Here is a 12995-nt window from a genome sequence, read left to right as displayed (position 1 = left end):
TTCGAGGACGTTGAAGAAAGATTTTGAATGTAGATGACACTTCCTGCTGATGATTCAGCGGAAGTGTTTTTTGCTGGTTTATACCTTGAGCTTTAATTTCGCACCTCATGTTCTGTATGTTCTGTTTTTAGCCTGTTACTTACGTCTCTTTTCTGAGGTGTCTTTTTTATGTTAAACTTTTTATGTTAAACTTAGAGCAGTTAAATTGAAAGGTGAACGAATATGGCAGAATTAAATCATGATGTGTTGCACTTACTAATGCAGGAAACCACATCTTACAATCAACGACAAATCACGAAAGTACTGGAACTGCTCCATGAAGGAAACACCGTTCCGTTTATCGCTCGCTACCGCAAAGAAATGACTAGCGGTTTAGATGAGGTACAAATTCGTGAAATTGAAGAGCGCTATCAATATCTGGAGAATTTGGAAAAACGCAAGCAAGAAGTTGCTCGGTTGATCGACGAACAAGGAAAATTGACTAGTGAATTGGCGCAATCGATTCAGCAAGCAACAAAAATGCAGCAGGTCGAAGATCTTTATCGTCCTTACAAACAAAAACGGCGTACGAAAGCAACTATTGCAAAAGAAAATGGCTTGCAGCCGTTAGCTGACTGGATAGCGGCATTTCCAACAACAGGAGATGTCTATGCAAAAGCGGCAGAATTTACCAATGAAGCCATCCCTGACCCTGAATCTGCGTTACAAGGTGCCCACGAGATTATTGCTGAAACCATTGGAGATGAGCCGATCTATCGTTCTTGGATCAGAAGTTATTTTGCAAATAAGGGAAGTTACACGAGTACACTTCGCGATGCTGAAAAGGATGAGAAAGGTGTTTATGAAATGTATTACGATTTTCAGCACCCCATCAATAAAATGGTTTCTCATCGTATTTTGGCAACGAATCGCGGTGAAAAAGAAGATGTTTTAAAGGTTGCCTTAGTCGTCGATGAGTCAAAAATCACTGATTATTTTGAACGGCAACTCATTAAGCACGCCAATTCACCAGCAACTCCATTTGTTCGTGAGGCTTATCTTGATGCTTATAAACGATTCATTGCACCATCGATTGAGCGGGAAATCCGCAATGAATTAACAGAGAAAGCAGATGAACAAGCAATTGCCATCTTCGGTGAAAACTTGCGAAATCTTTTGCTGCAGCCACCTTTAAAAGGAAAAATCGTCTTAGGGTTTGACCCGGCTTACCGAACAGGTTGTAAATTAGCTGTGATTGATGAAACTGGGAAAGTATTAGCCATCGAAGTTATTTACCCTCATAAACCGGCACCGATGAATAAACGCCAAGCAGCTGGTCCAGCACTGCAACGTTTGATCAATCGATACGGTGTCCAAATGATCGCTATTGGGAATGGGACGGCAAGTCGTGAATCAGAACAATTCGTTGCCGAACAATTGAAACAAATCGATCATGAAGTATTTTATGTGATTGTGAATGAAGCGGGTGCATCCGTGTATTCCGCCAGCCCAATCGCCCGTCAAGAATTTCCGGATCTGCAAGTGGAAGAACGCAGCGCCATTAGTATCGGGCGCCGACTCCAAGATCCTTTAGCTGAACTGGTCAAAATCGATCCTCAATCTGTAGGGGTTGGTCAATACCAGCACGATGTTTCACAAAAACGATTGAGTGACCAACTTGATTTTGTGGTCGAAACTGCCGTCAACCAAGTAGGGATCGATGTCAATACTGCTAGTCCTCAACTGCTGCAGCATGTCTCAGGATTGAATAAAACGACTGCACAAAATATTGTTGCTTACAGAGAAGAAAACGGTAGCTTCACGCAAAGAAGCCAATTAAAAAAGGTGCCTCGTTTAGGACCTAAAGCTTATGAACAAGCGATTGGATTTTTGCGGATCCCTGGTGGGAAGAATATTTTAGACAACACTGGAATCCATCCGGAAAGTTATACTGCAGCCAAAGAAATTTTAGAAGTTGCTGGAGTTAAACTAACTCAACTAGGAGCCCAATCAGCAGAAGCCAAAGAACGACTCGCACAGTTAAATGTTGCTGATCTTTCTAAACAACTAGCGATCGGAAAAGAAACGATCACAGATATCTTGAAATCACTGATGCAACCTGGAAGAGATATGCGAGATGAGATGCCGGCACCATTATTGCGTAAAGATGTCCTGAGCATGGAAGACCTTAAACCAGGAATGGAATTGATGGGAACTGTCCGGAATGTGATTGACTTTGGTGCGTTTGTTGATATTGGTGTCAAACAAGATGGTTTGGTTCATTTATCAAAATTAAGCCGAAATTTTGTCAAGCATCCGAAAGACGTTGTCGCTGTCGGAGATATCGTTACTGTCTGGATTGAACAAGTCGATACCACGAAAGGCCGAATCAGCCTGACAATGGTTGATCCAACGCACGGAAAATGACCACCAAAGAATTGCAGCAGCTCGTTGAAAAAGTTTCTCTAGAATCGTTTGGCAAACCATTTCAACATGAGGCGTATTTCAATGGGCGGCTAAAGACCACCGGTGGACGTTATCACTTAAGCGATCATCATTTAGATTTCAATCCGCATTTATTAGCTGAATTTGGTGTAGATACATTCATTCAAATCATCAAGCATGAGTTGTGTCACTATCATCTGCATTTAGCTGGCAAAGGCTACCGACACCGAGATCCAGAATTCAAAGCTCTTTTGGCAGCTACTGGTGGACTTCGTTATGCTCCAAGTATGATGAAAAATGCGAAGTATCAGTACCAGTGTCAACAATGTGGAGCTGTGATCAAGCGAACGAGAAGGCTGAACACTAAACGTTATGGCTGTGGAAAGTGTCGCGGACGCTTGAAAGAAATAGCGATTTGAGCAAAAAGTCAAGCCCAAAAACAAAACTCGTTGCTATTTTTTTCATTTTGTATGATAATGTAGGACGTGCAACAAATCTAAATGTTAATAAACATGCGTTTATTGTAATGTGAACTTGAGAAAAGAGGATTTTAAAAAATGGAAAATCAAGACAAAGTATATCATTTTGTTGGAATCAAAGGTTCCGGCATGAGTTCATTGGCTTTGGTTCTGCATGAAAAGGGCTATCATGTACAAGGTTCAGATGTGGAAGAGTACTTCTTTACACAGCGTGATCTGGAAAAAGCCGGAATCACATTACTGCCTTTCGATAAAGAGAATATTCAGCCAGAAATGGTGATTATCCAAGGAAATGCCTTTCCGGATACCCACGAAGAAATCCTTCGTGCGAAGGAATTAGGGTTAGAAATTACGCGTTACCATGATTTTATTGGTAAATTCATTCAACCTTACACAAGTATTGCAGTCACTGGTTCTCATGGTAAAACCAGTACGACAGGTCTATTGTCCCATGTGTTGAGCGGTGTTCGTCCAACTAGTTTTCTGATTGGCGATGGAACAGGTCATGGAGACCCTAACGCAGAGTTCTTCTCATTTGAAGCCTGTGAATATCGTCGTCACTTTTTAGCGTATTCTCCAGATTATGCGATCATGACGAATATCGATTTTGATCACCCTGATTATTATCAATCGATCGACGATGTTTTCTCAGCTTTTCAATCGATGGCCAAGCAAGTCAAAAAAGGAATCTTTGCGTTTGGTGACGATGCCTATTTAAGAAAATTAGAAGCAGATGTACCGATCTATTATTATGGTGTGAATGATGATGATGATGTACAAGCAAAAAACATTCAGCGTACAACGACAGGTTCTGAGTTCGATGTCTATATCCATAACGAAAACATCGGTCATTTCGTGTTACCGGCATTTGGCCAACATAATATCAACAACGCTTTAGGGGTCATTGCAGTAGCCTATAAAGAAGGGCTGGATATGACAGAAGTTGCGGAAGAAATGTTGTCATTTCCTGGTGTTAAACGTCGTTTCAGTGAGAAGAAAGTCGCTGATATGACAATCGTTGATGATTATGCTCATCATCCGGCAGAAATCAGAGCAACAATTGACGGCGCACGCCAAAAATACCCTGAAAAAGAAATTATCGCTGTTTTCCAACCCCATACCTTTACCCGAACGATTGCATTGATGGACGAATTCGCAGAGGCATTGGATCTAGCCGATAGCGTTTATCTATGCGATATCTTTGGCTCGGCTCGGGAATCTCGCGGCGATGTGAAAATTGAAGATCTTGGGAACAAGATTCAAAAGGGTGGACAAGTGATCAAAGAAGAGAATGTGTCACCATTATTGGATCATCAAGATGCTGTGATCATTTTCATGGGTGCCGGGGACGTACAAAAGTTTGAATCAGCCTATGAAAAGTTGTTGAGTAATACGACTCGAAACGTGTTATAAAAAATACGGAGCGATGACCAAATCAAATCACCCGAGCAGATCAACGAAACAAATGGTATCTCATTTGCACTGGCTGTCAACAGAACTATGATACAAAATCAACCAGTGAGACTTACTATTTAGCCTTCGTTGCTATTGCTCGCATCGATTTGACAAAAGTCAGCGCCCCGTTTTTGCTTTTTTGGGACATCGCACCACGAACTTGCACTTTTATCTGCATCTGATAAAATGAAATCAGAGTAAAATTATTTATTTTGGAGGAAATAAATTTGAACATTGGTAAACCGCGAAAATTAGGTAAGAAAATTGATGAAATCGAGGAAGGCGATTCGTTATCTTTAACAGAATCGATCGAAGACAGTCAGCTTTTGTTGTATCTCGGTTTGACAAATGATGCCAATCCGCTTTATATTCAGCATGACTATACCCAAAAAACAGAATACCAACGGCCAATCGTGCCTTCGGTAATGTTGATGGGGATTATTACAAGTGCGATTTCTAAACATTTGCCAGGACCAGGTTCTCATGTGGTGAATTTTTCGGTGAACTTTATTGAACCTGTTTTTCATTATGAGACGTTGACCTTCGATTTCGAAGTGATCAAAGTCGATAAGATGAAAGACGTAGTGACGATCTCTGTTGAAGCTGTCAATACGCAAGAAGATCGTGTGTTGGATGCAGTAGTGATGGTCCAACCTCCAAAAATCGTAGAGGAAGGTGAAGAAAATGAACAATGAAGTAGTTAATGCCCAAGGGCTCAATCGTTTTTATTCCAAAGTCTATCTATTTTTTGCTGTAGGACTAGGAATTAGCGCAGTGTCTGCCTACTTTTTCGGACAAGTATTTGCAGAACAAACAATGAATTTTATCCGTAATTTTCCACTAGGCTATACAGGGTTATGGATCCTTCAAATTATTTTGGTCTTGGTATTAGGCGCAAAAGCGCAAAAGAATCCTTCGCTGACCATAGCAGGATATCTGGTTTACTCCCTTTTAAATGGGGTGACGCTGTCAGTTACATTAATGTATTATGACTTCGGATCGATCGCAGGTGCATTTGTTTCCGCAGCGATCACTTTCGGCGTAATGTCAGCATTTGGTATCATGACAAAACGTGATTTAAGTGTTGTGGGACGAATCGGCTACGGCATATTGATCGGGATCATCATTTCGACATTGCTGAATGTGTTTATTTTGCATAGTGGTCCAGTTGACTTTTTCTTGTCGATCGTGACAGTATTTGTCTTTATGGGAATCACTGCCTATGACAACCAACAGATCCGTAATCTATACCAAGCAACGAATGGCCAAGCAAATACTGGAATTGCTGTCTTCATGGCATTACAGTTGTATCTTGACTTTATCAACTTGTTCTTAGCGATTTTGCGAATCTTTGGTAAAAACAACTAATGAGGAAATGCGAGGAAACTCGCATTTTTTTTTGCAATTGGCTTAATCGAACAAAGGCAATCCATCGCTTTTCATGGATTTCTTTGATAGAATAAGAGAGAACTTTTGAGGTGAGGAGTTATTCAAATGACAAAAAATAAATTATTGCTAGTTGACGGAAATAGTGTCGCATTTCGGGCTTTTTTTGCACTGCACAATTCATTGGAACGTTTTAAAAACAACAATGGTTTGCATACCAATGCGATTTACGCTTTTCACACCATGTTTGAAAATGTAATGGCAAAAGAACAGCCAACTCATGTCCTGGTGGCTTTCGACGCGGGCAAAACAACTTTTCGGACTGCGATGTATGAGGAATATAAAGGCGGCCGTTCAAAAACGCCTGGAGAATTCAAGGAACAAATGCCCTATATTCGCGAATTGATCACCGCTTTAGGTGTTCGGTATTATGAACTGGACAATTATGAAGCGGATGATATTATCGGCACATTGGCACAAAAAGTTGACAAAGAGCAATTTGATGTTGTGGTATTATCTGGAGATCGCGATTTGACCCAATTGACTACCGACCATGTGAAGGTTGATATCACAGTAAAGGGTGTCAGCGAGATCGAAAGTTATACGCCAGAACACGTTGCAGAAAAATATGATGGTTTAGCGCCATTACAGATCATTGATATGAAAGGATTAGCTGGAGATGCCTCTGACAATATTCCCGGTGTCACAAAAATCGGTGAAAAGACGGCCATCAAACTTTTGAAAGAATATGGTTCAGTTGAAGGAATCTACGAGCATATCGATGAGATGAAGCCAAGCAAGATGAAAGAAAACTTGCTCAATGATAAAGAGACAGCCTTTTTGTCAAAAAAATTGGCAACGATCGATGTGGATGCGCCAGTGGATGTGGCCATTGATTCATTGAAGTACGAAGGAAAAGATCTGGATAAATTGATTCCATTCTATCAAGAAATGAACTTCAATTCTTTCTTGGAAAAATTAAATGTGGTGACTGAACCGGAAGAAATGGAAGATATTCTTTTTGACGTTGTAACAGAGGTCACTCCGGAAATGTTTACTGAGGATATGGCTCTTTATATCGAGATGCTGGGCGATAACTATCATTTAGAAGATATCGTTGGTGTCGCTTGGGGGAATCAGCAAAAAATTTATGTGACCAATCAAGATGATCTCTTTGAAAATGAGTATTTTATTGCTTGGCTAAAAAATGCCTCTTCACAGAAGAAAGTCTATGATGCAAAACGAACGTATGTGGCGCTGAATCGTTATGCGGCTGCACCACAAGGGATTGTTTTTGATACATTATTAGCTGCTTACTTGCTAGATACCAATGATTCAAATAATGATATTGCTGGTGTTGCTAAGCATTATGGATTTGATGCGATTCAATCGGACGAAGCTATCTATGGCAAAGGTGTGAAACGAGGACTACCGGCAGATGAAGAAGTCTTTTTCGCTCATTTAGCTCGAAAAGTTGCGGCGATCAACTACCTTTCTGTCCGTTTGGCGAAAGAGCTAGCAGAGAAAAATCAGACTGCACTCTTTACTGATATGGAATTGCCATTATCAAAAATTTTAGCAGAGATGGAAATCACTGGGATTCGCGTGGACGCTTCTCGTTTGCATCAGATGAAGGGCGAATTTGCAGAACGTTTGCATGAAATCGAACAAAAGATTTATCAAGAAGCTGGCGAAGAGTTCAATTTAAATTCGCCAAAACAATTAGGCGTGATTTTATTTGAAAAAATGGGGCTGCCAGTGATCAAGAAAACTAAGACTGGCTATTCAACGGCAGTGGATGTTTTGGAACAGTTGAAGGAACAGGCACCGATCGTCGAAGACATTTTGATCTATCGTCAAATTGCCAAAATCCAATCCACCTATGTGGAAGGACTGCTTAAAGTGATTCAAGGAGATGGCAAAGTCCATACCCGTTACGTGCAGACTTTAACACAAACTGGACGTTTGAGTTCCGTTGATCCAAATCTGCAGAATATCCCAATCCGATTAGAAGAAGGGCGGAAAATTCGAGAAGCCTTTGTTCCAAGAGCCAAAGATTGGGTCATTTATTCTTCGGATTATTCTCAGATCGAGCTGCGGGTTTTAGCCCATATCTCGAATGATGAGCATTTAAAAGCGGCCTTTGTAGAAGGACAAGATATTCATTCAAGTACCGCTATGCGAGTCTTTGGGATCTCCACTCCAGAAGAAGTTACACCAAACATGCGACGTCAAGCAAAAGCGGTCAACTTTGGGATCGTTTATGGTATCTCTGATTATGGTCTCTCCCAAAATCTTGGGATCACTCGCAAAGCGGCGCAGCAATATATTGATACCTACTTTGAAAAATATCCAGGGGTCAAAACTTATATGGAAGAAGTTGTCCGTGAAGCGAAAGACAAAGGCTATGTGGAAACATTGTATCATCGTCGCCGCTATTTACCAGATATCAATTCCCGCAATTTTAATTTGCGGACATTCGCGGAACGTACAGCAATCAATACACCGATCCAAGGCAGTGCTGCAGATATTTTGAAAATTGCCATGATCGATTTGGATCGTCGTCTAAAGGAAGAAAAATTACAAGCAACGATGCTTTTACAAGTCCACGATGAACTTGTCTTCGAAGTACCAGAAGATGAATTAGAACGCTTAGATGCTCTTGTCAAAGAAGTCATGGAAAATGCTGTCTCACTGCATGTGCCATTGTTGACAGATAGTAACTGGGGCAAAACGTGGTATGAAGCAAAATAAATGAGGTGAAATGTTGTGCCGGAATTACCAGAAGTGGAAACAGTTCGCAGAGGACTAGAGAAACTGATTTTAAATAAAACGATCAAAGAAATGGAGATTCGTTGGCCCCGGATCATTGAATCTCCAGAAGTACCGATTTTTGCAGCGATGCTAAAAGGACAACAATTTCAAGCTTTTGATCGTCGAGGCAAATTCTTGATTTTCAAATTGACCGATTATGATCTGATTTCCCATTTACGCATGGAAGGCAAGTATGAATTTTTTGAAAAAGAAGGGGTGCCGGACAAACACACCCATGTGATTTTTCAATTCACTGATGGCAGTGAATTGCATTATCGGGACGTGCGAAAATTTGGACGTATGACTTTAGTTGAAAAAGACCAGAGCAGTACGTATAAAGGAATCATGCAGTTGGGGCCGGAACCATTGCCGGAACTGTTTCTGTTGACAGACTTTACTCGTGACCTAAAGAAATCAAAAAAAGCCATCAAGCCGCTGCTTTTAGATCAAAAGCTTGTGACAGGTTTAGGCAATATCTATGTGGATGAGGCTTTATGGGAAGCAAAGATTCATCCCGAGCAATCGGCAGCGACACTGAATGAAGCCGAAATTAACTTGTTGCATCGGGCGATCATTGATGTCTTAGCCCGAGCAGTGGAGGCAGGAGGCACAACGATTCGGACCTATTTGAATGCGTTAGGCGAAGCGGGGCATTTCCAAGTCTCTCTACACGTTTATGGTCAAACCGGCAATCCTTGTGTCCGCTGTGGTACCCCGATCGTAAAAACAAAAGTTGCACAACGAGGGACCCACTATTGTCCATTCTGTCAGCAATTACACGCGGGGACAGAAAGATGAGCTTGGTTGTAGGTGTAACGGGCGGGATTGCTACTGGCAAGAGTACCGTTGTCAAGTGCTTTGAAGAAGCTGGTATCCCAATCATCGATGCTGATATCGTTGCTCGCGAAGTGGTGGAGCCAGGGATGCCAGGGCTTGAAAAAATCAAAACTGTTTTTGGGCCAGAGGTCATCAATCCCGATGGGACACTAGCTCGGAAAAAATTAGGAAAAATCATTTTTGCGGATGACAATAAACGGGAATTGCTGAACCGCTCATTAGGACCCTTTATCCGTAAAGAAATCCTACGACAGATTGAAGTCATGAAAGCAAAAGCTGATCTTGTGATCGTAGATATTCCTTTGTTATACGAAACTGGTTATGAATCCCTGCTAGATCAAGTAGCGGTCGTCTATCTTCCGGAATCGATCCAGTTGCAGCGACTGATGAAGCGAGACCATTTAACCAGCATCGAAGCCCAACAACGTATCAATAGTCAGATGCCAATAGAAGAGAAGCGCAAACGGGCAGATATCCTCTTTGACAATCAAGGAACCATTGAAGAAGTTAAGACGCAAGTACAAGAATGGCTTGCTAAAAGAAAGAATTAAGACAGAGACACCGGCACAAAGGAGCCCCCTTTATTTCTGAAAAGCTAACAGTTGACGCATTATTTTGTCGTTTGCTGGAAACTGAAGTTAGAAAGGATATCTGGAAAGAGGCTTTGGTTGTCGCTGTCTCTTTTTTTGTTTCATTTTTTGTTTAGTGAGTTGCTTTTTGGTAAAACTGCCAGGCGATCGGAAGTGACTTCATGGAAAAAAACAGGTTTCCCATAAAAAGCAGATAACGTTTTTTCGTTAAAAATTTGCTGGCGCTTGCCAGAAGCGTGGATTTTACCATTTTTCAGCATCATGATATGGTCAAAAATCGGTAAAATCTCTTCTGTATGGTGGGTCACATAAATCAACGTAGGTGATTCCTTGTGCGCCATCTCGCCAATTCGACTTAGCAATTCTTCTCGAGCAAAAAGATCCAATCCATTACAAGGTTCATCTAAAATCAACAATTCGGGATTTGCCATCAAAGCGCGGCTGATTAAGACTAATTGACGTTCCCCTTGAGATAACTGATGAAATGGCTGGCCAATCAGTTGACTGCCGCCAGTTGAACAAAGAATGGCAATAGCTTGGTTCAAGTCTTTCATTTGGTAGTCTTCATATATACCGATACTAGCATATTTTCCCGATAGAACGACCATTTCTGAGAGCTCCTGAGCAGGAATCTTCTCTTGCAAGGTCGCACTTATCCAACCAATTCTGCGCTGAAGGTCTGGCACAGATGTTTTTCCGTAGACTTGACCTAGGACTTGCCGTTTGCCAGAAGTCGGCCAGATCATCCCAATGATCAGTTGTAATAAAAGTGTTTTGCCAGCACCATTTAATCCTAAAAGTGCCCAATGCTGATTTTTAGCAATTTGCCAGTTGATGTCTTGCAACAAAACAGTTTGCTTGCGAACCAACTGGATGTCTTCAAAATTTAAGATGTCCATAAACTGCTCCTTGTCAAAGAATATTCTGAAAATTTGATTCAGTATACCATATCTTTAAATGAAGCGCATACGTATCTTTTGTCAATCGAAGAAATTCTTGCTATGCTAATAAAAAAGGAGGAATCATCATGGGATCATTGAAAGACGAAAAAGATGTAATTGTTGGTTCTGCAAAAGAAAAAATTGGTGAATGGATCAATAATGAAAAAATGGAACAAGAAGGAAAAGAACAGGCAAATGAAGCAAAAGCCAAAAAAGATCACCGTCAACAACAGGTAGACGAAATTGAGGATCGGCATGATGAATTAGATGCTCAACCAGGTGATAAAACATTAGAAACACTTGGTCGGGACCGATTGCTAAACGAAAATGAAGACACAGATGCTGCAAAGATCTCTTCAACCGAACGACGGGATGCTGATCATTTGAAACATTATACAGGAATCGAAGAAAAACTCTAGACAGGATCTGGAGTTTTTTTTATGATAAACCATATTCGTCAATCAATATAAATAGATAAAAAAGAAGAAAATCCTGTTTTAAAAGGTATCAATAATTCCACTTTGACAAGAAAAGAATGCTGTCTGCGGACAATGATTGACAACCCCTGAAGGAAAAACTATAATAGCCAATGACTTTCCACAAAAAAGGGAAGTCCAGGAGGTGGTCAACAAATGCTGAATTCTGCATTGTCCTTGACTGTGATCAGAGGAATTTATCAGTAATATCTTTTGTTTTTTCATTAAAGAGAGGATCGATATCTATTATGATTACCATTGAACCCTATCAATTTCATTTCATCAAACATCAAGTCCAACAATTAGTTCGGACTTATCAGTCTGTTAATGATCGCCATACGATTCGCACAGTTGAAATGTTAACTGAAGAAGCCATTCAACCATTTTTTTCTGAGGAGGACAAAGAAGCACAGTCTCTGATTCGTCAATTTTTTGATTCATCTTTGACGATGTCAAAGAGCTTGACCATTCTTGAAGCACTAAAAAAGAATGTCCGACCTTTTCAAGTGCTTTCAGTCAAACAAACAGAGAAACTGTTTCGTAAAGTAAAAAAATTAAAAGTACCTGATTTTTCCCAAACAGACCTTCGTGATTATACGTATTTGGCTTGGGATGACATCGGCAGTCAAAGTAAATTTATGATCGTAAATACTCAAAAAGGCTACCAAGGAATCTATGGTCATTTATCTACAGAAGTAAAAAAAGGAATCTGTCCTTTATGTCAACATGAGTCTACTGTCTCCATGTTTTTATCGTTGACAAAAAGTGGTGGCGATGGAACATACACCAAACGAGGAAATTACATTTGTCGCGACAGTGAGCAATGCAACCAACAAATGGAACAACGGGAAACTCTGGATGAGTTTGTGTCACTGTTACAAATGAGATAAGGAGGAGAACGACAGAATTGATTCTGTCGTTTTTCTTTTGTGGCTAAAAAAACAACCGTCACATTATTTAAATTTGTAATATTTCTTTCGCTTGAAAGACTTTACCTATTAGATAGAAGAATTTCATGTTATAATTAAGCATATAAATCATCGCTGTCTCGCTATCATTCGAGACACGGAAGAGAGAACGGGGTGGAACTATGCAATGTCCAAAATGTCATCATAACAATTCTCGAGTGATTGATAGCCGCCAAGCCGACGATGGTCGCGTGATTCGCCGCCGCCGCGAATGTGAAAACTGTGGTTATCGATTTACCACATTTGAACGAATTGAAGAAGCACCATTATTAGTTATTAAGAAAAATGGCGCTCGTGAAGAATTTAATCGTGAAAAGATATTAAGAGGGTTGATACGCTCTGCTGAAAAAAGACCCGTTACAATGGAACAAATGGAAAAAATTGTTGATCATGTGGAGAATCGTGTGCGAGCACTAGGTGAAAATGAAGTTTCGACAACGATGATTGGCGAATATGTCATGGAAGATCTAGTCGACTTAGATGAGATTGCTTACATTCGGTTTGCTAGTGTCTACCGCCAATTCAAAGATATGTCAGTCTTCTTAAAAGAATTGCAGGATATCGTTGAAAAGGCAAAAGAACCAAGTGATCCGCAAGAAACAGCAGACAATCAAGAGGAATAGGA

At 40.6% G+C, this 12995-nt stretch carries 12 protein-coding genes; 11 read left to right on the top strand and 1 reads right to left on the bottom strand.

Annotation, left to right across the window (positions count from 1 at the left end; all coding sequences use genetic code 11):
- Positions 1–222 precede the first annotated feature (222 nt).
- From DVW06_RS03580 to coaE, 8 genes are all read left to right on the top strand, one after another.
- The gene (locus DVW06_RS03580; protein ID WP_081132030.1) at positions 223–2406 is read left to right on the top strand and encodes a Tex family protein; all 2184 of its coding nucleotides are present in this window, start codon (positions 223–225) and stop codon (positions 2404–2406) included.
- Entirely contained in the window at positions 2403–2843 is a 441-nt protein-coding gene (locus DVW06_RS03575) for a SprT family protein (RefSeq protein WP_003126483.1), read from the top strand. Before DVW06_RS03580 ends, DVW06_RS03575 begins: the two co-directional genes overlap by 4 nt.
- 138 nt (positions 2844–2981) lie before the next feature.
- Positions 2982–4316 carry a UDP-N-acetylmuramate--L-alanine ligase gene (gene murC / locus DVW06_RS03570; protein WP_003126484.1) on the top strand — a complete coding sequence of 445 codons (1335 nt, stop codon included), beginning with the start codon at positions 2982–2984 and terminating at the stop codon, positions 4314–4316.
- A 269-nt stretch (positions 4317–4585) separates the two neighbouring features.
- Positions 4586–5053, top strand: a complete 468-nt coding sequence (locus DVW06_RS03565; RefSeq protein ID WP_003126486.1) for a MaoC family dehydratase — start codon at positions 4586–4588, stop codon at positions 5051–5053.
- Complete coding sequence (locus tag DVW06_RS03560; RefSeq protein ID WP_137264417.1) at positions 5034–5726, top strand: Bax inhibitor-1/YccA family protein; 693 nt, start codon at positions 5034–5036, stop codon at positions 5724–5726. Before DVW06_RS03565 ends, DVW06_RS03560 begins: the two co-directional genes overlap by 20 nt.
- Positions 5727–5852: 126 nt before the next feature.
- Positions 5853–8498: a DNA polymerase I gene (gene polA, locus DVW06_RS03555; RefSeq protein WP_137264416.1), complete on the top strand. Its 2646-nt coding sequence runs from the start codon at positions 5853–5855 to the stop codon at positions 8496–8498.
- 15 nt (positions 8499–8513) lie between these two features.
- Positions 8514–9356, top strand: coding sequence for a DNA-formamidopyrimidine glycosylase (gene mutM / locus DVW06_RS03550; RefSeq protein ID WP_003126490.1), 843 nt, complete (start codon positions 8514–8516; stop codon positions 9354–9356).
- Positions 9353–9946, top strand: a complete 594-nt coding sequence (gene coaE, locus DVW06_RS03545; protein WP_029486781.1) for a dephospho-CoA kinase — start codon at positions 9353–9355, stop codon at positions 9944–9946. Before mutM ends, coaE begins: the two co-directional genes overlap by 4 nt.
- 140 nt (positions 9947–10086) lie before the next feature.
- On the opposite strand, the gene DVW06_RS03540 is transcribed toward coaE, so the two are convergent.
- The gene (locus DVW06_RS03540; RefSeq protein ID WP_003126492.1) at positions 10087–10884 is read right to left on the bottom strand and encodes an ABC transporter ATP-binding protein; all 798 of its coding nucleotides are present in this window, start codon (positions 10882–10884) and stop codon (positions 10087–10089) included.
- Between the two features lie 128 nt (positions 10885–11012).
- Between DVW06_RS03540 and DVW06_RS03535 the strand changes: the two genes are divergently transcribed.
- From DVW06_RS03535 to nrdR, 3 genes are all read left to right on the top strand, one after another.
- The gene (locus DVW06_RS03535; protein WP_003126493.1) at positions 11013–11345 is read left to right on the top strand and encodes a CsbD family protein; all 333 of its coding nucleotides are present in this window, start codon (positions 11013–11015) and stop codon (positions 11343–11345) included.
- 305 nt (positions 11346–11650) lie between these two features.
- Positions 11651–12292, top strand: a complete 642-nt coding sequence (locus DVW06_RS03530; RefSeq protein ID WP_137264415.1) for a FusB/FusC family EF-G-binding protein — start codon at positions 11651–11653, stop codon at positions 12290–12292.
- 200 nt (positions 12293–12492) lie between these two features.
- On the top strand, positions 12493–12993 hold the full coding sequence (gene nrdR / locus DVW06_RS03525; protein WP_003126495.1) for a transcriptional regulator NrdR: 501 nt from the start codon (positions 12493–12495) through the stop codon (positions 12991–12993).
- Positions 12994–12995 lie beyond the last annotated feature (2 nt).

Source organism: Enterococcus sp. ARL09-542 (assembly GCF_005234805.1).
GTDB lineage: Bacteria > Bacillota > Bacilli > Lactobacillales > Enterococcaceae > Enterococcus_D > Enterococcus_D gallinarum.
This window is presented reverse-complemented; position numbering and strand designations above follow the sequence as displayed.